Source organism: Pseudomonas sp. FA-1 (assembly GCF_056856075.1).
Genome location: NZ_JBWXTH010000007.1, coordinates 71101 through 93229, shown reverse-complemented (window position 1 = coordinate 93229; position 22129 = coordinate 71101). Strand labels below are relative to the sequence as shown.

The 22129-nt window shown below is 63.6% G+C and carries 20 protein-coding genes and 1 pseudogene; 9 read left to right on the top strand and 12 right to left on the bottom strand.

All coding sequences use genetic code 11. The features are described 5' to 3' along the window. The first annotated feature begins 83 nt into the window (after window positions 1-83). From AC1MHZ_RS14425 to AC1MHZ_RS14415, 3 genes are all read left to right on the top strand, one after another. Window positions 84-995, top strand: a complete 912-nt coding sequence (locus tag AC1MHZ_RS14425; protein ID WP_324812955.1) for a LysR substrate-binding domain-containing protein — start codon at window positions 84-86, stop codon at window positions 993-995. An 82-nt stretch (window positions 996-1077) separates the two neighbouring features. Further along, window positions 1078-1782: an SDR family oxidoreductase gene (locus AC1MHZ_RS14420; protein ID WP_324812958.1), complete on the top strand. Its 705-nt coding sequence runs from the start codon at window positions 1078-1080 to the stop codon at window positions 1780-1782. 175 nt (window positions 1783-1957) lie between these two features. Beyond that, window positions 1958-2266: a hypothetical protein gene (locus AC1MHZ_RS14415; RefSeq protein ID WP_482966534.1), complete on the top strand. Its 309-nt coding sequence runs from the start codon at window positions 1958-1960 to the stop codon at window positions 2264-2266. 142 nt (window positions 2267-2408) lie between these two features. On the opposite strand, the gene AC1MHZ_RS14410 is transcribed toward AC1MHZ_RS14415, so the two are convergent. The 3 genes from AC1MHZ_RS14410 to AC1MHZ_RS14400 all read right to left on the bottom strand — a co-directional run bounded on the left by AC1MHZ_RS14410 (window position 2409) and on the right by AC1MHZ_RS14400 (window position 5609). Then, the gene (locus AC1MHZ_RS14410; protein WP_324812964.1) at window positions 2409-3143 is read right to left on the bottom strand and encodes a TraX family protein; all 735 of its coding nucleotides are present in this window, start codon (window positions 3141-3143) and stop codon (window positions 2409-2411) included. A 129-nt stretch (window positions 3144-3272) separates the two neighbouring features. Then, a complete protein-coding gene (locus AC1MHZ_RS14405; RefSeq protein ID WP_465001223.1) occupies window positions 3273-4400 on the bottom strand; it encodes a helix-turn-helix transcriptional regulator in 1128 nt (375 codons plus the stop codon). Between the two features lie 294 nt (window positions 4401-4694). Next, on the bottom strand, window positions 4695-5609 hold the full coding sequence (locus tag AC1MHZ_RS14400) for a LysR family transcriptional regulator (protein ID WP_482966533.1): 915 nt from the start codon (window positions 5607-5609) through the stop codon (window positions 4695-4697). A 321-nt stretch (window positions 5610-5930) separates the two neighbouring features. Here AC1MHZ_RS14400 and AC1MHZ_RS14395 point away from each other — a divergent pair, with 321 nt between their 5' ends. The 3 genes from AC1MHZ_RS14395 (at window position 5931) to AC1MHZ_RS14385 (ending at window position 8671) form a co-directional block, all read left to right on the top strand. Continuing rightward, a complete protein-coding gene (locus AC1MHZ_RS14395) occupies window positions 5931-7058 on the top strand; it encodes a 3-ketosteroid-9-alpha-monooxygenase, oxygenase component (RefSeq protein ID WP_482966532.1) in 1128 nt (375 codons plus the stop codon). Between the two features lie 44 nt (window positions 7059-7102). Continuing rightward, a complete protein-coding gene (locus tag AC1MHZ_RS14390; protein WP_482966531.1) occupies window positions 7103-8068 on the top strand; it encodes a 3-ketosteroid-9-alpha-monooxygenase, oxygenase component in 966 nt (321 codons plus the stop codon). 198 nt (window positions 8069-8266) lie between these two features. Beyond that, window positions 8267-8671, top strand: a complete 405-nt coding sequence (locus tag AC1MHZ_RS14385; protein WP_368829335.1) for a hypothetical protein — start codon at window positions 8267-8269, stop codon at window positions 8669-8671. Window positions 8672-8716: 45 nt separating this feature from the next. Here AC1MHZ_RS14385 and AC1MHZ_RS14380 read toward each other — a convergent pair whose 3' ends face one another. From AC1MHZ_RS14380 to AC1MHZ_RS14365, 4 genes are all read right to left on the bottom strand, one after another. Beyond that, window positions 8717-9502: an SDR family oxidoreductase gene (locus AC1MHZ_RS14380; RefSeq protein WP_368829336.1), complete on the bottom strand. Its 786-nt coding sequence runs from the start codon at window positions 9500-9502 to the stop codon at window positions 8717-8719. A gap of 147 nt (window positions 9503-9649) precedes the next feature. Further along, entirely contained in the window at window positions 9650-11224 is a 1575-nt protein-coding gene (locus AC1MHZ_RS14375) for an aldehyde dehydrogenase (NADP(+)) (RefSeq protein ID WP_465001225.1), read from the bottom strand. A gap of 27 nt (window positions 11225-11251) precedes the next feature. Then, window positions 11252-11566, bottom strand: a complete 315-nt coding sequence (locus tag AC1MHZ_RS14370) for an NIPSNAP family protein (protein WP_324812986.1) — start codon at window positions 11564-11566, stop codon at window positions 11252-11254. A 57-nt stretch (window positions 11567-11623) separates the two neighbouring features. After that, on the bottom strand, window positions 11624-12787 hold the full coding sequence (locus AC1MHZ_RS14365) for an iron-containing alcohol dehydrogenase (RefSeq protein ID WP_324812989.1): 1164 nt from the start codon (window positions 12785-12787) through the stop codon (window positions 11624-11626). Window positions 12788-13096: 309 nt separating this feature from the next. Here AC1MHZ_RS14365 and AC1MHZ_RS14360 point away from each other — a divergent pair, with 309 nt between their 5' ends. Further along, on the top strand, window positions 13097-14401 hold the full coding sequence (locus AC1MHZ_RS14360) for an MFS transporter (protein WP_368829337.1): 1305 nt from the start codon (window positions 13097-13099) through the stop codon (window positions 14399-14401). Window positions 14402-14472: 71 nt separating this feature from the next. Here the strand turns inward: AC1MHZ_RS14360 and AC1MHZ_RS14355 are convergent, their stop codons facing one another. The 4 genes from AC1MHZ_RS14355 to proP form a co-directional block, all read right to left on the bottom strand. Beyond that, on the bottom strand, window positions 14473-15393 hold the full coding sequence (locus tag AC1MHZ_RS14355) for a LysR family transcriptional regulator (protein ID WP_324812995.1): 921 nt from the start codon (window positions 15391-15393) through the stop codon (window positions 14473-14475). 7 nt (window positions 15394-15400) lie between these two features. Next, window positions 15401-16297 carry a LysR substrate-binding domain-containing protein gene (locus AC1MHZ_RS14350; RefSeq protein WP_084858893.1) on the bottom strand — a complete coding sequence of 299 codons (897 nt, stop codon included), beginning with the start codon at window positions 16295-16297 and terminating at the stop codon, window positions 15401-15403. A gap of 90 nt (window positions 16298-16387) precedes the next feature. Continuing rightward, complete coding sequence (locus AC1MHZ_RS14345) at window positions 16388-17398, bottom strand: aldo/keto reductase (protein WP_482966530.1); 1011 nt, start codon at window positions 17396-17398, stop codon at window positions 16388-16390. A 206-nt stretch (window positions 17399-17604) separates the two neighbouring features. Further along, on the bottom strand, window positions 17605-19107 hold the full coding sequence (gene proP / locus AC1MHZ_RS14340; RefSeq protein WP_224456214.1) for a glycine betaine/L-proline transporter ProP: 1503 nt from the start codon (window positions 19105-19107) through the stop codon (window positions 17605-17607). A 159-nt stretch (window positions 19108-19266) separates the two neighbouring features. Between proP and AC1MHZ_RS14335 the strand changes: the two are divergent. Then, window positions 19267-19473, top strand: a pseudogene (locus AC1MHZ_RS14335) (hypothetical protein); the annotation flags it as partial. Window positions 19474-19702: 229 nt separating this feature from the next. Here AC1MHZ_RS14335 and AC1MHZ_RS14330 read toward each other — a convergent pair. Continuing rightward, window positions 19703-20590, bottom strand: a complete 888-nt coding sequence (locus tag AC1MHZ_RS14330; protein ID WP_084858896.1) for a LysR family transcriptional regulator — start codon at window positions 20588-20590, stop codon at window positions 19703-19705. Between the two features lie 95 nt (window positions 20591-20685). On the opposite strand from AC1MHZ_RS14330, the gene AC1MHZ_RS14325 reads away from it, so the two are divergent. After that, window positions 20686-22128, top strand: a complete 1443-nt coding sequence (locus tag AC1MHZ_RS14325; protein ID WP_084858897.1) for an aldehyde dehydrogenase family protein — start codon at window positions 20686-20688, stop codon at window positions 22126-22128. Window position 22129: the final 1 nt, after the last annotated feature.

The following is a 22129-nucleotide window of genomic DNA, read 5'->3' as shown; positions in this document are numbered from 1 at the left end:
TGTCCCGCGATTGGCCCGGCTTCCCTTGGCAGACAGGCACGTGCCACACTCTCCCCTCGTTACCCAATAGAATTCCCATTGCCATGCCCGCAGGTTTTCCTGGTTTGCCTTCACTCAACGCACTACGCGTGTTCGAAGTGGCGGCGCGTCACCTGAACTTTCGTCTTGCCGCCGAGGAGCTCGGCGTGACCCAGGCAGCAGTAGCTCAACAGGTCCGCGGGCTGGAAGCGAGCCTGCAAGTTCGCCTGTTCGACCGCCTGCCCCGCGGCCTTGGCCTGACCGATGCCGGGCGTGCCTACAGTGCGAACGTTCGCAGTGCGCTGACGATGCTCGAGGAGGCCACCCGCCTATTGCGCCCAGAACCTTCCCACCTCACCGTCAGCGTCACACCGACCTTCGCCGCTAAATGGCTGATCCCGAAGCTGGGGCACTTCGCCCAGGCGCATCCGGACATCGACCTTCGGGTGCTGGCCACCGAGCGGCTTTCGCATTTCCATACCGATGGCGTCGATATCGCCGTGCGCTACGGCCACCCACCCTTCGGGCCCGGCCTGAACACGGAGCGGTTGATGGAGCAACGGATCGTTGCGGTGGCAAGCCCCGCCTTGCTGGCTGAACGCGGCCACCCTGATCGCTTCGAAGCCCTTCAAGGGTACGCCGCGCTTCACGATGCCCATGACTACTGGCCGCAGTTCATCGCCACCGTATTTCCCGGCCACCGCGCAACGACAGCCAGGCATGTCCGTTTCAACCAGACGTCGCTGGCGATCGAAGCTGCCGTTGGCAAGCAAGGCATTGCCCTGGCCAGCCATGCCTTCGTCAAGGACGATATCGCCACGGGCAGGCTGGTGCAGGTTTTCCCCCACTACTTGCGTCTGGACAAGGCGTTCTACCTTGTATGGCCACGCAAGGCGCAACAGCCTGCCGCCCTGGATATCGTCAGGCACTGGCTCAACGCCCAGGCAGACGAAAGTCAATCTACTGGCTCGGCATAGCTGGGCTGCCTCCCTGGAGACTCCTGCGACTGCTAGTGTGGAACCCACTGCAACAGCGTGTTTTCAATTCCCAGGAGGTAGCATGTCGGTAGAAAAAGTAGCAATCATCACCGCCGGCGGCAGTGGCATGGGTGCAGCCGCGGCGCGCCGTCTCGCGGCCGATGGCTTCAAGGTCGGCATCCTTTCGTCTTCAGGCAAGGGTGAGGCGCTGGCCGCCGAGCTTGGCGGTATCGGCGTCACCGGCAGCAACCAGTCGGTGCAAGACCTGCAGCGGCTGGTCGATGCCGTCGTCGAGAAGTGGGGCCGCATCGACGTGCTGGTCAACAGCGCCGGCCACGGCCCTCGCGCGCCCATCCTCGAGATCAGTGACGAGGACTGGCACAAGGGCATGGAGACCTACTTGCTCAACGTCATCCGCCCTACGCGACTGGTGACGCCGATCATGCAGCGGCAAAAAGGCGGCGTGATCATCAACATCTCCACGGCCTGGGCCTTCGAGCCGAGTGAACTGTTCCCCACCTCGGCGGTGTTCCGCTCTGGCCTGGCGGCGTTCAGCAAGATCTTCGCAGACAATTTCGCCGCCGATAACGTGCGCATCAACAACGTACTCCCCGGCTGGATCGACAGCCTGCCCGCCACCGAACAGCGTCGCGACAGCGTGCCGCTCAAGCGATACGGCACCAGCGAGGAAATCGCCGCGACCATTGCCTTCCTCGCCAGCGATGGCGCGGCCTATATCACCGGGCAGAACATCAGGGTCGATGGTGGGGTGACGCGTAGCGTCTGATGAAGGTGAAGCGTTCGTCTTGCCGGTTCGAACCTGTGCTTGGCGCTTTAAATGCCGGCCCACTGGTTGTTAACGCGCTTGGTCCGAAAAGGTTGCGATAAATGCATACCGAGACGGAGCCGGTCACTCCAAATTGGACACAGATCTTCCTGTGTTTGACTTGAGGTAAGCGATCATGGCTAACAATCAAGACAAGGGTAACCAAGGCAACACCAACACCGGCATGGGCAACAACACCGGCACAGGCCAGCAAGGTGGCCAGGGCCCGGGAAGCGGCATGCCTAACCAGCAAAAAGGTGGGCAGCAATCGGACCGCAAGCCTGAGGACAAGATGAACAAGAACTGGGATCGGTCTCGGGAATCCGGAAGCCAGGGCGGCCAGGCAGGCCAGGACATGACCGACAAGCAGAACCCCACCGACAGGGATCGCATGGGTGGGCAGCAATCGCAAAACGACACTCAGCAGTGGGACAAGAATCGCTGATTGCCATTGAGCGGCGCCGGGGTGGGTGACTGCCCTGGCGCCTGCCTGGCCTTCTGGACAAGGCCGCCTGGCAAGGGCTACCCCCTTGACCGCGGGGCAAGCCCGCTCCGGCCAACGGCAGCAACGCCATGTGGAAAAAGCGCTAGAGCACAGCGCGTATACCGAGTAGCACAGCGAGGTGGCCTGGGTAGAACCAATAGCTCCATCGCGTGACCGGTATGACCCGCAAGGGTAACCTGCATCCGAACAGCGCCAGCCCAAGTACAGGCGCAAGCGCGGCAACCAGCAACGCCAGCATGGCATAGGGTTCCAGCTCCAGGGCACGCGTGAACAACCCGGTGCGCGTGTTGATGATGACGCACAGCGCAACGGGCACGAGCGCAAAGCACATCGGGCGCTTGATCGCCAGCAACAACGCCGAAGGAAGAAGCACGCCAAAGAAACCATACATGAGCGGCTCGTTCAGCAGACAGGCGACTGCCACCGCCGCGGCCGCCATAGCCAGGCTTTCGACGCTTCGGTGGTGCGCCCCCCAGGCAACCAGCAAGCCCAGGGCCAGGGTCACCAGCACATTGAATGTGTCCGAGGTGCCAATCAGGCGATACGGCACCTCTGAAAGCGCAGCGAACAGCACCAACAGCGCAAGGTAGCGGCCGTTGCTCCGGGTGAACAGCTCACCTGGCCGGGTGCGCGAAACATTGATCGCAATGGCCAGGCAGAACAAGGGGAACGAAAGCCGGCCAAGCACGAACAGGCCACTGAGCGCCGGCCAGGCCAGGCGCATGTGGTCGAGCACCATGGTCACCAGGGCGATCCACTTGATCAGGTCCTGGCCCGCATGGCGCCTATTGTTGGCGTTGGCTTCTCCAGGGTTCACGGCATGCTCCACGGCCTACGTGTGTCAACGTCTGTAACGAAGCACCTCGTCCAACGCGGCGAACGCCGATGAGGTCTGTCGTCGGTTCGGATAATACAGAGGGTAGCCACGGCCAGGCAGTCGTGCGCATCAACCCAAGGTCGCGACACTGCGCAGGATCAGACGCACCAGCATCGTCTGGCGCGTCACGCCGGTCTTGGAGAAGATCGATCGCAGGTGGGCACGTGCAGTGTTGGTGCTGATGCCCAGCTCTTTGGAGGCTTCGTCCTTGGTCAAGCCGTTGGCCAGCAACATGGCCAGGCTGGTTTCTGCTGGCGTGAGGTTGAACAGCGCGCTGACGATTTCCTTCGGCGCGCTGGAATGCCGCTCCGGATCGCTGATGAAGATCACCACCGCCGGGCACTGCTTGCCTTCGCTCCATTCCAGCGGCGGTACCGAGCGCACGATGATGCCCAGGTCCGCGCGCCCGGACGTACGCTTGACCCGCAGGGCCTCGACCACCGACGGGGTATTGCTCTTGTGCGAGAGCAAGGAACGCTTGACCAGGCGGCGGAACTCCTGGGTCTCGCGGCTGCTGCCGACCACCAGCGAGTCCTGGACCAACCTGATGCCATCCTTGGCCTGGATCAGGCCATTGGCGACCTCGTTGGTCTGCAGGACACGGCCGGCCTCATCGAGCAGGATCGTGCCGACCTCGAGCTGGTCCACCGCCTCGGCATACAGGTTGCGTTCGGTGGCGATGCGGTTGAGCTGGGTGTGGATCTCGACCGAGCGTTCGAGGTGAGGGATGAACTGCGCCAACAGCGCCTTTTCTTCGTCGCCAAAGGCAGGCGCGCTACGGCTGCGGCTGATGCGGATCCGGCAGTTGACACCGTCACAGGTGGTGATGTCGGCACCCAGGATATGGAACACGTCCAACGGCTCGAGGAAGCTCTTGTAGAACTCCGAATTCAGCCAGTTGTTGTCGGTGATGAACTCCGAGTTGGTGACCACCTGGCGGTTAGGTAAATCGACGAAAGGGTCGAGGGCGAAGAAATATTGGTTGTACGAGCTGGTGATCTCCGCCGTGGAGCCGGTGGTATTGATCATCAGGCCGACGTCCAGGTGGCTTGGCGGGCGCAGCATGAACGTGACGTACTTGCTGCGCATCTGCACATTGAGCTGGTTGAGGAATGTCGCCCAGGGAATGGTCTCCCGTGGCCCCTGATAGAGTTTGCCGACTAGGTCACTGAACAACTCGACGCTGAGGTTGTGCATTGAAAAACCGCTTTTCTTGTTGACGTTGGCACGGTGTTGGAAGCACTGCCATCAGGCCCTCTGGCCGATTGCATGAGGCTTGCCAGGCAGTGTACCTGCCTTGGCGAAGTTCAACGCAGCCCGACAGCCAATGCCCGTTGCGGCACCGGTCACGATGGCCACGTTCGCGCCCAGATCGATCATCACCCTTTCCTCGCTACGTCTGGTTGGACGAGTGCGAAAGCATTCTCGGCAGCGATCACCGAGCAGACATCGGCCATTGGGACTATGGCCCAACGCTCGCGGGTAGGCGCCCTAGCAACCGGCGGCGGTGAAACCTGGCCCTGCGGCCAGTGTTTGCCTGAGGCTTGCGAATAGAAAATCACTCATTGCCTTCTTGCAGGCATCCAGCGGGATCGCCTCGAGCGACAGCAACCACAGGTCGGCCCCCTGCCCTTGGCCGGGCAGCAAACCCGGGAGGCGAACCAGACCTGGATCGGTTTCGGCGAAGGCCTGCCACATCAGGGCAACGCTGCTACCCGCCAAGGTCGCTGCCTTGAGGGCCGCCCAGCAGTCCACCCAGCTGACGGTACGGGCATCTTCGCCAACATGGCTGGCCATCAGGCTGGCCAGCAGGCAGCCGTGCATGTCTTCGGACCATCCCACCCAGGCGGTGTCCTGCGCGCCCATGCCATGACGCGACACATGCGCGGCACCATAGACGCCGAGCGACAATCGCCCCAGGCACTGCCCTGCCAGGTACTCAGGCTTGGCACGCAAGGCGCCCAGGGCGATGTCGGCCTTGCGTTGGGTCAAGGCGGTGACGGGATCACGCACACTCGAGATTTCCACGGTGACCTCGCCGTGGTTGCGCTGGAATCGCAATATTTCGGCGAGCAAGTCGCTGCCAAGCTCCGCGGCGACGGCAACGCGTACATGCCCTTGCAGTGCGCCTTGATGGTTGACCAGGGCCGTGGACAGTTGCGCCACGTGCTTTTCCAGCTGTTTGGCACACTTCAGGACTTTGATCCCCACTTCGGTGGGGTGGTATCCCGAGGCGGTTTGTTTGAACAACGGGCTGCCGATGCACTTTTCCAAGGCTTCGACACGACGACCTACGGTAGTCCGATTCACGCCCAACGCTTTGGCGCCCCCCAAATAGGAGCCCGCTTCCACGGCGGCGAGAAAATAACGTAGATCATCCCAGTCCAACACTTCGCGCCCCTCCATGTGGTGCCGACGATATCGGGCCGCGCCGGGTAGCCTGCCCCACCCTGGCAACCATGGCCACGTATCCAACTGGGCGCGAACGGGGTGCATAAAAGCACGCACCCGTGCCAGGGTCAACCGCGTGGCATCGCCTTGTAAACAGCTACTTGGCCGGGGTTGCCCCCAAGAAAAATGAAGCGCCAGCGATTGACCCAGCGGTGCACGATTGCACACACGCGTGCAAATTTGAACATTTACAGGCCTGACCTGCGCCACTAGTTTTCTTCCCGCCGAACCGTCTAACGGCGGAGCCTGGAAATATATAAAAAAGAGGAAAGGACGATGGTGGAGTTTGCACGGATCATTTCCAAGACACCCAATCGTTATGCGCGTGGCTGGCACTGTTTTGGCTTGGAACGCACGATCAAGCAAGGCGAAGTGACCGCGTTCGAAGTCTTCGGAACGGAACTGGTGGCCTTTCGCGGCGAAGACGGTGTCATTCGGGTTTTCGATGCCTATTGCCCGCACATGGGCGCCAATCTGGCGAACGGTACGGTCAAGGGCAATGCCCTGGAGTGTCCCTTCCATTCATGGCAATGGGGCGATGGCGGCTACTGCGAGAAGATCCCCTACTGCGAGAAGATCCCGCCCAAGGCGCGAATTCGCCAATGGGAATGCATGGTGGAAAACGAATTGTTGTTCATCTGGCATGACCATGAAGGCTTGCCACCCATGGCCGAGCAACGTATTCCACCGCACCGCTGCTGCCAGGAAGAAAACTGGTCGGACTGGGTGGTGTTGAGCAAACCGGCCAATACCAATTGCCGCGAACTTATCGATAACCTGGCCGATGTCTACCACTTCGAACCGGTGCATGGCTCCCCCGTCAGCAGTTACCTCAATGTCTCCCAGGGGCATACCTATTGCCAGATGTTGACCGGCGGCAACCAGTTGATCGGCACCGGCGATTCACTGCGCAGCATTGCTTACTACTATGGCCCGTCCTATGTCATTGCCGACATGGAAGCGGAAATGTGGGGCCATAAACTTGAATGCATCATGATGATCGGCAACGTGCCGATCACCCAGGATCGTTTCATGATGCACTTCGGCATGAAAGTACGAGCGCTGGATAATTTGTCGTTCTCCGAAAACCAGAAACTCATCGCCGCCTATATTGCCAACGGCCAGGAAACGTTCTTCCAGGACCTGCGCATCTGGGACAACAAGAAACGCGTGGACAACCCCATCCTGTGTGGCGGCGACGGGCCGGTCTATCAGCTGCGCGAATGGTATGTGCAGTTCTATCTCGACCGCGACCAAGTCCCAGCCAAGACCGCCGAGAAACGCGTATTCATCTCGCGGGAACGTGCAGACACGGCGCAGTGGCTGATGGACGTTCACGGCGTGGGCTTGGACGGCCAGCCGGTCAGGCAGCAGGAAGCCCAGCTGGCACCTTCTGACGCCTAGGGTGGATGGGCGAAAAAAAACAATAAACACCTGGAGATTCAGCCGTGAACAAAGATTTCTTTGCCGAACGCTTTCCCAAGGGCTGGTTTGGCGTGCTCTTTTCGAATGAGCTGGCCATCGGGCAGGTCAAGTCGCTCAAGTACTTCAATCGGGACTACGTCGCCTTTCGAGGCGAAAACGGTGAGGTCGCGATCCTCGATGCCCATTGCCCTCACCTTGGCGCCCACCTGGGCGGCGGCCAGTGCGTAGGCAACACCATTCGTTGCCCTTTCCATGGCTGGCAGTTCGACCAGCAAGGTAAATGCACCGCCATCCCCTATGCCGAGCGCATTCCGCCCAAGGCAAAGGAAGGCGCCTTGAAGTGGCACCCGGTGTGCGAGCTGAACCAGATGATCCACCTCTGGTTCGATCCGCAGGGGGGCGAGCCCGAATGGGAGGTGCCGCGCTCCACCGAGATGAACGATGATGACGGCTGGACACGCTGGTACTTCAAGCGCTGGAGGATCAAGACCCAGGGCAAGGAGATCATCGAGAACCTGGTGGACACCCCGCACTTCGCCATCGTCCACCAGTCGCCGATCGACAAGATCACCGTCGAATACGACGGACACATCGCCCGGCAGATCTCGCTGATCGGCCGACACCCCACGCTGGGCAGCCACCTGGAGACCGTGGCGACCTACTTCGGGCCGGGCCTGATGCACGTCGAGATGCAAGGCACCCACGAAAGCCGGCAGGTCAACTTCCATACGCCGGTGGACCACCAAAGCCTGGACCTGTGCTATGGCCTCAAGCTACGCCACGACCCGGCGATCAGCGACATCGACGCCATCGCCGAGGAATATGCAGGCTTCGCCCACAAAGCGTTCTACGAGGATGTCGAGATCTGGGAGAACAAGGTGTACCGGGAGGCTCCGCTGCTGTGCAAGGAGGATGGCCAACTGTTCGAATTGAGGAAGTGGTATCGCCAGTTCTTCGTCGATACCCCCCCACAGGCCATTATCGCCTGACGCCGAGCGTCGCCAGAACGCCACCCGAACGGGTGGCGTTTCTGTTCATGGTTGCATTCACAAAAGCCGCGGCAGCTATTTGTACGCGCCTGCCTAGAACTTTTTCCTATTTATCGGTCTATGTGGATAGGCACGAAGCTCGGCAAACCATTTGCCAGCCGGCTACATCCCATTGTCCACCAGAGGTTGTCTTCGCTCATGAAATTCCATGTCCCACGGATAGTGCTGCTCGGCCTGTTCGCGTTCGCGGCAATGGGCTCGGCATCAGCAACGCAAATGAAGGCGTCCACCCCTGCGACTGCCCCGCACGTCGCAGCCCCCCAGGCTCCGCGCCAGGCCGTCGACAACCCCTGGGCCAACCTGGCCAGCACCGCCGACCTGCAATCGGCACCGCTGCTTGCCCATGACGACCGCTACTGGCACGACCACGACGGCCGCTGGCACGACCGCCGAGGTGATTGGCGTCGCGACCATTGGCGCCGCGAGCAGGCCCGCCGCGCAGCCGAGCGCCGCCGCGACTGGGAGCGTCACCACTATCGCGCGATGCACCATCGCTACGACCGCGACTACCGCGATTACGACCGCCGCTACTATCGTCGTTGATATCCCTCTCATTTCGGCTTCGGGCATCTTGATGCCCGAAGCCCGTCAGAACGTCCCTGGATACGCCCCGCCGTCGATCAGCAGGTTCTGCCCGGTGATATAGCCACCCTGGGCGCTGCACAGGAACGCGCAATACGCCCCGAACTCTTCGGCCTTGCCGAAACGCGCCGCCGGGATCGCCTGACGACGGGCCTGGGTGGTTGCCTGCAGGTCACCGCTGGCCTGGCTCGCAGCCTGCAGGGTCTTTTGCAGGCGAGCGGTGTCGAAGGCGCCTGGCAGGAGGTTGTTCAGCGTGACGTTGCGCCCGGCCAGACGTTGCTGGCGAGCAAGCCCGGCGATGAAACCGGTCAGGCCACTGCGCGCGCCATTGGACAGGCCAAGGATATCGATCGGTGCCTTGACCGCACCGGAGGTGATGTTCACCACCCGCCCGAAACCACGCTCGGCCATGCCATCGACCACCGCCTTGATCAGCTCGATGGGCGTGAGCATGTTGGCATCCAGCGCCTTGAGCCAGTCGTCCCGGCCCCAGTCGCGAAAATCACCCGGGGGTGGGCCGCCGGCATTGTTGACCAGAATATCGACCTGCGGGCAGGCCGCGAGCAGGGCCTGACGCACAGCTGGCTCGGCTACGTCGCCTACCACCGTACGCACCTCGATGCCCGGGAACAGGCCACGCAACTCAGCGGCTGTCTGTTCCAGGGTGGTGGCGGTGCGGGCGTTGATCACCAGGTTGACGCCTTCGCCGCCCAGGGCTTGGGCACACCCCTTGCCCAGCCCCTGGCTGGCGGCGCAGACGATGGCCCAGCGGCCGTTGATACCCAGATCCATGTTGACTCCCAATTACCAATACGTTGTACGGCGCTGTGGGAGCGGGCTGGCCCAGCGATCAACGGGCAACGCCCTTGGCTGGGCGGGCCCGATCGCAGGGCCGGCCCACTGCCACAACGGTCGCTGTCCCCACTCGCCCCGATGGTGCTACAACGCGCTGCGGTTGAACACCCCATCCACCAGTCGATCGATCCCCAGCGGGTTGGCGTTCTTCAGGGCATCGGGCAGCAACGCATCCGGCAGGTTCTGGTAGCACACCGGCCGCAGGAAGCGGTCGATGGCCAAGGTGCCGACCGAGGTTCCCCGGGCATCGGAGGTGGCCGGGTAAGGGCCACCGTGGACCATCGCATCACACACCTCGACACCGGTCGGGTAGCCGTTGACCAGCACCCGCCCGACCTTCTCCTCCAGCACCGCCAGCAAGTCGCCTGCCTCGGCAAGCTCCGAAGGTTCGCCGATCAAGGTCGCAGTCAGCTGCCCGCGCAGCCCGGCCAGGGCCTGCAGCAGCATCTGCCGATCATCCACCTCGACCACCACCGTGGCCGGGCCGAACACCTCTTCCTGCAACAGCTCGTCGCCCTCCAACAGCAACCGGGCATCGGCCCTGAACAGCTGCGCCGACGCCTGCGGGCCGTCGTGGCGGCTGGTGCTCAGGCGCTGCACGTGGGGGTGCGCTTCCAAGGCGCGCAGCCCCGCGGCGTAACTGGCCAGGGTGCCAGGGTTGAGCATGGTCTGCGCCGGCTGGTCATCCAGCTGTCGGCCCAAGGCCTCGACGAAGGCGCTGAACGCGGCTGAACGCAGCCCGATCACCAGGCCAGGGTTGGTGCAGAACTGCCCTGCCCCCTGCACCACCGAGGCGCTCAGTTCCTGGGCGATGGCCTCGCCGCGCTGCACCAGAGCCTCGGGCAGCACCAGCACCGGGTTGATGCTGCTCATTTCGGCGAACACCGGAATCGGCTGTGGCCGTGCCGCCGCCAAGTCGCAAAGGGCACGCCCGCCCTTGAGCGACCCGGTGAAGCCCACCGCCTGGATCGCCGGGTGACGCACCAGGCGCTCGCCGACACCGCTGCCGAAGATCATGTTGAAGACCCCTGCCGGCATCTGCGTGCGGCGCGCGGCCCGCTCGATGGCATCGGCCACTTGCTGCGCCGTCCCCATATGCCCACTGTGCGCCTTGACCACCACGGGGCAGCCGGCGGCCAGTGCGGCGGCGGTGTCGCCACCTGCCGTGGAGAAGGCCAACGGGAAATTGCTGGCACCGAACACCGCCACAGGGCCGACGCCCAGCCGGTATTGGCGCAGGTCCGGGCGCGGCAGCGGTTGGCGCTCGGGCAAGGCGCGGTCGATGCGCGCGCCGAGGAAATCGCCCCGGCGCAGCACCTGGGCGAACAACCGCAGCTGGCCGCTGGTGCGGCCGCGTTCGCCGCTGACCCGCGCGGCCGGCAAAGCAGTCTCGCGCCCGACCAGGGCGATGAAATCTCCGCCCAAGGCGTCCAGTTCATCGGCGATGGCCTCCAGAAAACACGCTCGGCGCTCTGGCGCCAGGGCACGGTAGACCGGGTAGGCGTTCGACGCAGCCTGGGCCGCGGCATCCACCTCTTGCTCGGTGGCTTGGTGGAAGAAGCCGGGCAGGCGCTCGCCGCTGTGGGCATCGATGCTGCTCAACAGCACCGTGCCCAAGCCGCTACGGCGCCCACCGATGTAGTTGTATCCGTCGGACATGGAAATACGCTCGCGAGAAAACAAAGGTCACTTGATCGGCGAGAAGGCCGCCGGCATCAACAGCTTCGACTCCATGCGCACCAGCATGGGGAAGGCCTTTGGAATGAAGCGTTCGAGCCAGTCGCGGTCTTCATAGAGTGCGGCGCGGCGGCGGATACGGTCATCCAGGCTTTCATAGGCCCAGATGTGCACTACCTGGTTGAGTTCGCCGATCTCGGTGTACCACCAGCCCACCAGGGTGGCGTAGCGCGAGATCACCGGCAGGCCTTCTTTCTCGAAGTGCTCCAGGTATTCCTTCATCTTGCCGATGTGCAGGGTGTAGGTGCGCATTTCATAGAACATGGTCAAGGCTTCCTAGGCAGGCGTGCCCGCAGCCGGGCACGCGGAGGGTAATGGGGGTCAGAGGTGGCCGTGGTAGGCGTCGGTGATCAGCCGCTCGACATCGCGGGCTGTGGTCAAACGTGGGTTGACCAGCACGTTGCCGCTGCGCATCGAGTCGCTGACCATCTGCGGCAGGAACTCGAGGTCCACGCCCAGCTCGCGGATGGTGGCCGGGATGCCGATGGCGCGGTTGAGCGCCACTACACGCTCCACGGTGCAGGCCGCCGCCTGCATCAGGTCAAGACCAGTAACATCGGCTCCCAGGGCAATGGCGATGTCACGGAAGCGCTCCGGGCAGGCCGGGACGTTGAACTTGATCACATAGGGCAGCAACGCGGCGTTGGCGATGCCGTGGGGGATGTTGAACACACCACCGAAGGTGTGCGAGATGGCATGCACATTGCCCAGCTTGGACTGGGAGAACGCCACGCCGGCCAGGAACGAGCCCAGCAGCATCTGCTCGCGCGCAGCCATGTCGGTGCCGACGAAGTAGCACTTCTCCAGGCTGCCCGCGATCATGCGGATCGCCTGCAGCGCCATGGACTGGCTGATCGGGTTGGCCTGGCGCGAAACGTAGGACTCGATGGCATGGGTCAGCGCATCCATGCCGGTGGCGGCGGTGATCGATGCCGGCAGTTTCAAGGTCAGTGCCGGGTCCAGAATGGCCAGGCGCGGGAACAGCTGGGGGCTGATGATGACGGTCTTGAACAGCGTCTGCGTGTTGGTGAACACGGTCGAGGCGGTGCATTCACTGCCGGTGCCGGCGGTCGTGGGGATAGCGAAGATCGGCAGCGGTGGGTTGACCAGCTTGTCGTAGCCCTCGTAGTCGAGGATGTTGCCCGGGTTGGTGGCCATCGCCGCCACGCCCTTGGCTGTGTCGATGCTGCTGCCACCCCCCACGCCGATCACCGCCCGACAATCATGTTCGCGCAACAGGCGCACGGCGGCATCGAGCACGTCGGTGCTAGGGTTGGCCTGCACCGCCGAGAACAGGTGGTAGTCGATACCGGCCTGCTCCAGAGAGGCGAAGAACCCGCCGAGGATACCCGCGTCGATCAAACCCTGGTCGGTGACCACCAGCAGAGCGCCCTGTACATAGGGCTTGAGCAGCGCACCGGCCTGGTTGGCCAGGCCTTCACCGCATCGGGTGAGGGTGGGGAAATGGAACTGGAAATTGCTCATGGAAGGTCCTCGGGCACGTGGAGCCGCGTTGTTCTTGTTGAACCCGCCGTGAGTCGCAGCGGGCCGTGCCTGGGCAATCTAGGCGGCGCCGGCCGGCACCAGATAATGAAAAGAGCTGATCCGGGGATAACCGTGGCTTATCGATAAGCAGCCGTTATCCCCGGATCAGCTCTTTTCATTACCCGGCGTCTACCCAGGCCTCCAACAATCGGAGCGCACACGGGCCGGACCGCCGATGGCCACGGGCAATGCCCACGTCGCAGGCTCCAGCCGGTGCACTCCCGATAATCACAAGAACGAGCACCTGCGATGAAGACGACCTCCTCCCCGGCTGCCCTGGCGCTGGACGCCAACGCCCCCATGACCACGGTGCGCTGGCGCATCTTCCTGATCCTGTTGCTGCTCACCGCGATCAACTACATCGACCGTGCCTCGCTGTCGGTGGCCTTGCCGCTGATCGCGCCGGAATTCAACCTGACACCGGCCATGGAAGGGCTGATGCTCAGTGCGTTCTTCTGGTCCTATGCGCTGATGCAGATCCCTGGTGGCCTGCTGCTCGATCGCTTCCACACCCGGGGCATCATCGGCGCCGCGACCATCGCCTGGGGCGCCTTCCAGGCCCTGGGCGCAGCGTCGCACCACTGGGTGGTGCTGCTGCTCACACGCATCGGCCTGGGCGTGGCCGAGTCACCGATCATGCCCGCCGGCGCCAAGCTCAACAGTTCCTGGCTCACGCCCAACGAACGGGGCCGTGGTGCGGTCCTGGTGGACGGCGGCGCACCGCTGGGCAGTGCCTTGGGTGCGATCCTGATCTCCGGGCTGATCGCCTGGCTCGGCTCCTGGCGCCTGGCCTTCGTGGTCGCAGGCGTAGGCACCATCCTGGCCGGTATCCTGGCGTGGAAGTACATCCGCAATCACCCCAGTGAGCACCCGGGCGTCAACGAGGCAGAGCTTCAGCACATCACCGAGGGCAACGCCAGCGCCCATGCGGCGGCGACCAAGGCCCGCATCCCCTTGCGCGTGCTGCTCAAGGACCGCTCGATCTTCGCCATGTTCGCCGGCTACAGCTGCATCCTGGCAGTGTTCTACGGTCTGCTGACCTGGATGCCCAGCTATTTGCACAAGGCCCACGGCCTGGATATCTCGGCCATGGGCGGGGCGACCTTCCTGATCTTCATGTGCGGTTTCATCGGCGAACTGATCGGTGGCTGGATCGGAGACAAATGGCGGGCCAGCGGCGCCTCGCCGAACCTGGTGATGCGCACGATGTTCAGCGGCTCGGCCCTGATCGCCGCGGTGTGCATCCTGGCAGCAGCCTTCGTCGCCAGCACGGGCCCGGTGATCACACTGCTGTGCGTGGCGATGTTCTTCATCCGCTGGTGCGGCATGTACTGGTGCCTGCCTGCGATCATCGGCGGCCCGTCGCGCACCGGCGTACTGGGCGGGACCATGAACTTCTGCGGCAACATGGCCGGGGTGCTGGTGCCCATCGCCATCGGCCTGATCGTGCAGTTCACGGGTGAGTACTTCTATGCGTTGATCTTCTTCGTGGTGGCGGCATTGCTGATCGCACTGTTCTCGAGCCTGATCGACTACCGCGAGCGGCAGTTCTGAGGATGTTCCGGGCTGCTGCGCAGCCTTTGTGGGTGCCGCCGCCCCCGCAACAGATATTCAAGGCCTTGCGCCTAAGGCGCGGTCAGCTCATCGACCAGCAGTTGCGCCGCATGGGACAGCGGCGACGCCACCCGGTGCACCACCCCGAAAGGCTCGCTCAGGGCCCGAAGCCGCACCGCCAGCGACACCAGCAACCCACGCTGTTCGGCGAACGCCGCCACGGCGCTGGGGATCACCGCCACCAGGCTGTGGTCCTCCTCCAGCAGCATGAAGGTGGCGAAGGTGGATGAGGTTTCCAGCGGATAGCGCGGCACCTCCACCCCCGCCTCGCTCAGCTCGCGCTCCAGGGCTTGGCGCATGGGGGTGTTGGCCGGGTACACGATCCAGCGAAAGTGGCTCAGGTCACCGACTTCCAATGCCTGCGCCCCGGCCAGTGGATGCTTGGGATGGGCAACCACCGCCAGGGGTTCCTGGGCCAGCTCCACGAAGCAGTAGTCCGCCGCGTTGCGTCCCACGCTGGGGCGGCAGATCGCCAGGTCCAGGCGCCCTTCATCCAGTTGAGCCAGCAAGTTGGCGCTGGTGTTCTCGGCGATTTCCACCGCAAGCTGCGCCTGCTTGCGCCGCAAGCGCCCCAACGCACCCACCAAGGTCGGCATGGCGCCCATGATGCTGCCTACCGCCAGGCGTCCGCCCTCTCCCTGTACGATCCCCAGCACTTCCTCGCGCAGATGCCCCAGGTCACTGTGGATCAGCCGCGCGTAGCGCACCACGCAGCGCCCGGCATCGTTGGCCATCAGGCCGCTGGGCTGGCGCACGAACAGCGGCACGCCGAGGATTTCCTCGACTTCGCGCAGCGCCTTGGTCGCACCGGGTTGGGAGATGGCCATGGCTTCTGCAGCCTTGTGCAGCGAGCCGCAGCGGTCCAGCTCGATGAGCAGGCGCAACTGACGCAGGCGCAGCCTTGCGAAAATACTGTCCAGGGATGGAATCATGGGGCTCTCAATGCTCCGCGCCAGCCAATACGATCTGACGAAACTCGCCTACTATCGGCCGCAGGTCAACTCGGTGCCAGGCCGCCCACAGGCCGATGCTTTGCTGCAACCAGGGCAGTTCGCGCAGCACCACGTTCGGGTTGGTGTCGCAGCCGATGCTCTCTTGGATCAACGCCAACCCCAGGCCCGCGGACACCAGCCCGAGCGCGCTCAGCGGCTCGGCCGCCTCCAGGCGTATCTGCGGCGTGAAGCCTGCCTCCACGCAGCGGGCCAGGAAGCGCTCGCGGCGGTTGGGGTTGGTCTGGCCCTCGACCATGATCCAGTCCTGCTCATGCAGGTCGGCGGGGTCGATCTTTGCCTTGCCCGCCAAGGGGTGCCCCAGCGGCAGCGCCAGGTAGAGCGGGTCCTTGAATACCGGCGTTGCCAACAGGTCCGGATCGTCTGTCGGCATCGGTTCGCAGACCAGGGCAATGTCGAGGCTGCGTTGGCGCAAGCCCTCGAACTGCTCCTGGGCGGTGAGGTTGTACAAAGCGATATGTATGCCCGGGCGCTCCTCGCGTACCTGGCGCAACGCCTTGGGCAGCACCCCGGCATGGATCGCGTGGCTGACATAGCCGATGCACAGCCCGCCCGACTCGCCCCGGCCCAACCGTCGGCCAAGCGACTCCAGACGTTCGGCGTGCTTGAGCAGGGCCTTGGCTTCGTGAAGGAAGGTGCGACCGTCCGAGGTGATGCGCAGCCGTTGCTGGCTGCGTTCGAACAGCTGCAAACCCAGGCGCTCTTCGAGCTGGGCGATCTGCCGGCTCAAGGGTGACTGGGAAATATGCAAGTGCTCCGCCGCCTTGCCCACGTGCTCGAACTCGGCCACGGCGACGAAATAACGGAGTTGTCTGAAATCCAGCATAGGGGCCTTGAAAGCGGACCGCGCCCTGAATGGCGCGGTGAAAAATGGTCGACCACAGGCAGGGCCTTGGAACGGCCCTGCCTGTCATCATCAAGCAGCCGGGACAGGCGCCAGGGCGTTGATCAACCCTTGTTGGCGCAGCTCGTTCCAGAAGGCCGCCGGGATCACAGCGCTCAGCGCCGCGAGGTCTTCGTTGGCGTGTGCCGGGCGGGTGGCACCCGGGATCACCGAGACTACGGCCGGATGGGCCAGGGCAAACTGCAGGGCAGCCGCCTTCACATCCACACCATGGGCACGGGCCACGGCACGGATGCGCTCGAGCTTGGCCAGCACCGGCTGGGTGGCTTTCTGGTACTCGAAGTGCTCGCCGCCGGCGGTGACACCCGAGCTGTACGGGCCACCCACGACGATGCCTACACCCTGCTCCACCGCTTGCGGCATGACGCGTTGCAGGGCGCGGTCATGGTCGAGCAGCGAGTAGCGGCCGGCCAGCAAGAAGCCATCGGGTTGTGGTTCGTCCAGGTCCAGGGTCAGTTCGATCGGCTCGACGCGGTTGACGCCCAGGCCCCAGGCCTTGATCACGCCCTCTTCACGCAGACGGGTCAGTGCGCGGAAGGCACCGGTACGGGCGGTTTCGAACTGGCTCAGCCATTCGTCGCCGTAGAAGTCCTGGGCGATGTCATGGATCCAGACGATGTCCAGGCGGTCGGTCTTCAGGCGGCGCAGGCTGTCCTCGATGGAGCGCAGCGTGGCGTCGGCGCTGTAGTCGTTGACGATGCGGTTGCGGTTGCCGTGTTCGAACAGGCCGCTCTTTTCGCCCAGCTCGCGGCTGGTAGGATCTTCCAGTTCGTCGAGGATGATGCGACCGACCTTGGTGCTGAGCACGTACTCATCACGAGGGCGGCCGACCAGGGCATTGCCCAAGCGGGTTTCGGAGAGGCCGGCGCCATAGAAGGGCGCGCTGTCGAAGTAGCGCACGCCGTTGTTCCAGGCGGCATCGACGGTAGCTTGTACTTCGTCTTCAGGCACGTTACGGAACATGTTGCCCAATGGTGCGGTACCGAAGCCCAGTGGGTTGGCGATGAGGGACTTGAGGTTCATTGCAGTGTTTTCCTTTGGTGGGGAGTCGTTGTGAACTCCAGTGGCTGCAATCCTAAGCCTCGCCCACCAAGACCGTCCAAGTCATAATTCGACAGACTTGAGACCTTTAATGCATAGCCTCGCCACACCTGGATTTCATAGTGGATTTCCCCGTGACGGTGGGTGTCGGGCGAGCCCACTGCAGCCCGGCACCCTCGTGCCAGCCGCTATTCGATGCGAGGGTGCTGCTGCACCAGCAGCTTGCGCTTGGCTTCGAGCTCGGCGATCTGCGCGTCGATGTCCTCGATCTTCTGCTCGATGGTGTCGTGGTGCTCCTGCAGCAGTTCGCGCGCCTCTTCGATATCCGAGGCCGCCGGCGCCGCACCGCGCAAAGGCTTGTTGGCCGTTTCCTTCATCGACAGGCCCGTGGCCAGGCCCACCACGGCGATCACCATCAGGTAGTAGGCCGGCATGTACAGGTTGTGGGTACCCTCCACCAGCCAGGCGGCGATGGTCGGGGTCAGGCCGGCGATCAGCACCGAGATGTTGAAGGCGCTGGCCAAGGCGCTGTAGCGAATGTGGGTGGGGAACATCGCTGGCAACGTCGAGGCCATGACACCAATGAAGAAATTGAGCAGCACCGCCAGGATCAGCAAGCCTGCGAAGATCACCCCCAGCACGCCACTGTTGATCAGCATGAAGGCAGGGATGGCGAGGACGAACAGCCCCACGCTGCCGGCGATGATGAAGGGCCGGCGGCCGAACTTGTCGCTGAGCAGGCCGATCATGGGCTGAACGAACAGCATGCCGACCATGATCGCGATGATGATCAGCACACCGTGGTCTTCGCTGTAGTGTAGGTTGTGGGACAGGTAGCTGGGCATGTAGGTCAGCAGCATGTAGTAGGTGACGTTGGTAGCGATCACCACACCGATGCAGGTCAGCAGGCTGCGCCAGTGCTGGGTGGCGACTTCCTTGAACGAGACCTTCGGGCCCGAGGCCAGGCCTTCGCGGTCGCCCTGTTCGAGCTTGTCGACATGCTGCTGGAAGGCCGGGGTTTCTTCGAGCGCGTGGCGCAGGTACAGGCCGATGAGCCCCAATGGCAAGGCCAGGAAGAACGGCAGGCGCCACCCCCAGTCAAGGAACCGCGCTTCACCGAGTATGGTGGAGATCAGCACCACCAGGCCTGCGCCGAGCACGAAACCTGCGATCGAGCCGAAGTCTAGCCAGCTGCCCAGGAAGCCCCGCTTGCGATCAGGCGCGTATTCGGCGACGAAGATCGACGCCCCGGTGTATTCCCCGCCCACCGAGAAGCCCTGGGCCATCTTGGCCAGCAACAGCAGGATCGGCGCCCAGATGCCGATCGAGGCGTAGGACGGAATCAGGCCGATGGCGAAGGTGCTCAGGGACATGATCACGATAGTCGCTGCCAGGATCTTCTGCCGACCGTAGCGATCGCCCAGGGCGCCGAAGAACAGCCCGCCCAGCGGGCGTATCAGGAACGGCACCGAGAAGGTCGCCAGGGCGGCAATCATCTGTACGCCTGGGCTGGCATTGGGAAAGAACACCTTGCCCAAGGCATAGGCGACGAACCCGTAGACGCCGAAGTCGAACCACTCCATGGCGTTACCCAGCGCGGCGGCGGTGATCGCCTTGCGCATCTTGGCATCGTCGACGATGGTGATGTCTTTCAAGCCGATCGGCTTGACGGTTTTTTTCCGTGGTTTCATGGCCAGTCCCTGTAGCTGAGCGAGTTCTATGGCATCAGATACAACGGGGCGCTAAATAATTCCTCGTTAAAATCTCAGGTGCACCGCTGCGGGCATATCGCCATTGGCTGGCTACGCTTGGTGGGCGTGCGCAACGCGCGCCGAACTGGAACCGATCACGAGGCGTTCTGCCAGATCAAGGTGACGTCCAAGATCAGCAAGATCGACCTGGACAAGCACGAGGTGACCTTGCTGCCGCCTGAGGGCAAGGTGCAGGTGGTCAAGGTCGAGGACCCGGACCTGCAGGCCCGCATGAAGAACCTCCAGATCGGCCAGACGGTCGATGCGATCTATACCGAGGTACTGCGCATCGAGACCTCGCGTTGACCCATCCAGATCAGGATTTGTAGCCCCCTCTGTAGGAGCTGGCGACAGCCTGCGATGGGCTGCAAAGCAGCCCCAAGCCTTCAAACGGTGGAGCCCTTCCAGACTCAAGGGGCCGCTTTGCGGCCCATCGCAGGCTCCGCCAGCTCCCATGAAGCAAGCGGAGCCTGGGCCGTATATGCCCGGCTGAAGTGCTAGCCACTTGCTCGCTGACGGCAGCGTAGCCCTGGCTTCATTCGGCGCCAGGCAAGTGCGCCCGCAAGAACGCCATCAACGCCCCCGCCGCCGGCGACAGGCTGCGCCCCTTGCGGGTCAGCATGCCGATCTGGCGCTCGACCTTCGGCTCAGCCAAGGGCAGGAACGCGAGTTTTTCGTTCTCCAATGGGAACGCCAAGTAGGGCAAGGTGCTGATGCCCGCGCCCTCTTCCAGCATCGCGATCAACGAAATCATGTTCGAGACGAACAACCGGCTGTGTTCCAGCAAGCACTCGGCCTCGGTGCCTTCGAGCAGGCGCGAGGTACCGTTGCCGATCATCGCCACGCCGCGCAGCTGTGACCAGTGCAGCGCCTGTTCCACCTGCACCAGTGGGTGGTCGGCCCGACAGACCACGCCCACCTGATCGTACAGGATCGGCGAGAAGTCGATCTGCTCGTCGGTCACCCACAGGCTGCTGATCGCAAAATCCACCCGCCCCTGGGCCAGGAGCTGCTGGACGTTTTCGGCAGTACCGTCCTGGATGCTCACCTGCACGTTCGGATGCTCGGCAACGAAACGCGCCAATGGCCCAGGCAGCAGCCGGCTGGCCACCGACGGCACGGTGGCGATGCTGACCTGGCCGATTTCGTGCCGGGCCAGCAACGTGGCCTCACGGGCGATGCGGTCGTGGTGTTCGAGCAAACCGCGAAACAGCGGCAGGCAATGCTCGCCGAAGGGCGTCAGCTCGACCCGGCCGCCGCCCTTCTCCACCAAGGGCTGGCCCAGTTTCTGTTCGAGTTCGCGCACCGCCAGCGATATCGCGGGCTGGGTGCGGTAGGCCTGGCGTGCAGCGGCGTGGAAGCTCTTGAGCTCGGCCACCAGCACGAAATAGCGCAGCTGGGCGATCTTCAGCTCGGGCAACATGGTTAGCGATCCTTATCAAAGCATTTTTTTTATTAATTTTTATTTGCACCATAATGCTCGCATGATGGAAGCCAGGCAAACGGAGGCTTTCATCCATGTCACTCAACACCTACAAGAACTACATCGATGGCCAGTGGTGCGAAGGCCACGCCACCGTCGACAACCACAGCCCTTCGGACACCGGCGACCTGATCGGCCGCTACCACCAGGCCAGCGCCGAACAGACCCGGCAGGCCATCCAGGCCGCACGCGCCGCGCAGCCACGCTGGGCCGCTACCGGCCTGGAGGCTCGCCAGCAGGTGTTGATGGCCATCGGCGACGAGCTGATCGCCCGCAAGGCAGAGCTTGGCGAACTGCTCTCACGAGAAGAAGGCAAGCCGCTGGCCGAAGGCATCGGCGAGGTCTACCGCAGCGGCCAGTTCTTCCACTACTACGCCGCCGAGGTGCTGCGCCAGATGGGCGAGACCGCCGCATCCGTGCGCCCGGGCATCGACATCGAAGTGCATCGCGAGCCGGTGGGCGTGGTGGGCATCATCACCCCGTGGAACTTCCCCATGGCCACCGCCGCCTGGAAGATCGCCCCGGCCCTGGCGTTCGGCAATACCGTGGTGTTCAAGCCGGCCAACCTGGTGCCAGCCAGCGCCTGGGCGCTGACCGAGATCATCAGCCGCCAGGGCCTGCCGGAGGGTACCTTCAACCTGGTCATGGGCAGTGGCGCCAGCGTCGGCGAAACCCTCGTGCAGTCGGCCGACATCGACGCCCTGACTTTCACAGGCTCCCTGGAGACCGGTCGCCACGTGGCAATGGCCACTGCCGGCAACCTGGTGCGCTGCCAGCTGGAGATGGGCAGCAAGAACGCGCTGGTGGTGATGGACGACGCGGACCTTGACCTGGCGGTGGAATGCGCGCTCAACGGCGCCTTCTTCGGCACCGGGCAGAAGTGCACGGCGTCTTCGCGGCTGATCGTCTGCGACGCGATCCATGACCGCTTCGTCGAAGCCCTGCGCCTGCGCATGCGCCAGCTCAAGGTCGGCCATGCCCTGCACGCCGGCGTGCAGATCGGCCCGGTGGCCGAAGCCCGCCAACTGGAACAGAACCTGGAATACCTGCGCCTGGCCCAGGCCGAAGGCGCCACCCTGGTCGAGGGTGGCGAGCGCCTGCAACTGGAGACCGACGGCTACTACATGCGCCCGGCGCTGTTCATCGACAGCCGCAACGACATGCGCATCAACCGCGAGGAAGTCTTCGGCCCCATCGCCTGCGTAATCCGCGTGCAGGACTTCGAAGAGGCCCTGGCCACGCTCAACGACACCCGCTACGGCCTCACCGCCGGCATCATCACCCAGTCGCTGCGCCACGCCAGTGAGTTCAAGCGCCGCGCCCAGACCGGCTGCGTGATGGTCAACCTGCCTACCGCCGGCACCGACTACCACGTGCCGTTCGGCGGTCGTAAGGCCTCAAGCTTCGGCCCACGCGAACAGGGGCAGTACGCCCGCGACTTCTACACCGTGGTCAAGACCACCTACCTGCGCCCCTGAA

Coding starts and splice junctions, on each gene's coding strand:
- AC1MHZ_RS14425 (WP_324812955.1), top strand. CDS start 84: ATGCCCGCAGGTTTTCCTGGTTTGCCTTCACTCAACGCACTACGCGTG.
- AC1MHZ_RS14420 (WP_324812958.1), top strand. CDS start 1,078: ATGTCGGTAGAAAAAGTAGCAATCATCACCGCCGGCGGCAGTGGCATG.
- AC1MHZ_RS14415 (WP_482966534.1), top strand. CDS start 1,958: ATGGCTAACAATCAAGACAAGGGTAACCAAGGCAACACCAACACCGGC.
- AC1MHZ_RS14405 (WP_465001223.1), bottom strand. CDS start 4,400: ATGCACAACCTCAGCGTCGAGTTGTTCAGTGACCTAGTCGGCAAACTC.
- AC1MHZ_RS14400 (WP_482966533.1), bottom strand. CDS start 5,609: ATGGAGGGGCGCGAAGTGTTGGACTGGGATGATCTACGTTATTTTCTC.
- AC1MHZ_RS14395 (WP_482966532.1), top strand. CDS start 5,931: ATGGTGGAGTTTGCACGGATCATTTCCAAGACACCCAATCGTTATGCG.
- AC1MHZ_RS14385 (WP_368829335.1), top strand. CDS start 8,267: ATGAAATTCCATGTCCCACGGATAGTGCTGCTCGGCCTGTTCGCGTTC.
- AC1MHZ_RS14380 (WP_368829336.1), bottom strand. CDS start 9,502: ATGGATCTGGGTATCAACGGCCGCTGGGCCATCGTCTGCGCCGCCAGC.
- AC1MHZ_RS14375 (WP_465001225.1), bottom strand. CDS start 11,224: ATGTCCGACGGATACAACTACATCGGTGGGCGCCGTAGCGGCTTGGGC.
- AC1MHZ_RS14370 (WP_324812986.1), bottom strand. CDS start 11,566: ATGTTCTATGAAATGCGCACCTACACCCTGCACATCGGCAAGATGAAG.
- AC1MHZ_RS14365 (WP_324812989.1), bottom strand. CDS start 12,787: ATGAGCAATTTCCAGTTCCATTTCCCCACCCTCACCCGATGCGGTGAA.
- AC1MHZ_RS14360 (WP_368829337.1), top strand. CDS start 13,097: ATGAAGACGACCTCCTCCCCGGCTGCCCTGGCGCTGGACGCCAACGCC.
- AC1MHZ_RS14355 (WP_324812995.1), bottom strand. CDS start 15,393: ATGATTCCATCCCTGGACAGTATTTTCGCAAGGCTGCGCCTGCGTCAG.
- AC1MHZ_RS14350 (WP_084858893.1), bottom strand. CDS start 16,297: ATGCTGGATTTCAGACAACTCCGTTATTTCGTCGCCGTGGCCGAGTTC.
- AC1MHZ_RS14345 (WP_482966530.1), bottom strand. CDS start 17,398: ATGAACCTCAAGTCCCTCATCGCCAACCCACTGGGCTTCGGTACCGCA.
- proP (WP_224456214.1), bottom strand. CDS start 19,107: ATGAAACCACGGAAAAAAACCGTCAAGCCGATCGGCTTGAAAGACATC.
- AC1MHZ_RS14330 (WP_084858896.1), bottom strand. CDS start 20,590: ATGTTGCCCGAGCTGAAGATCGCCCAGCTGCGCTATTTCGTGCTGGTG.
- AC1MHZ_RS14325 (WP_084858897.1), top strand. CDS start 20,686: ATGTCACTCAACACCTACAAGAACTACATCGATGGCCAGTGGTGCGAA.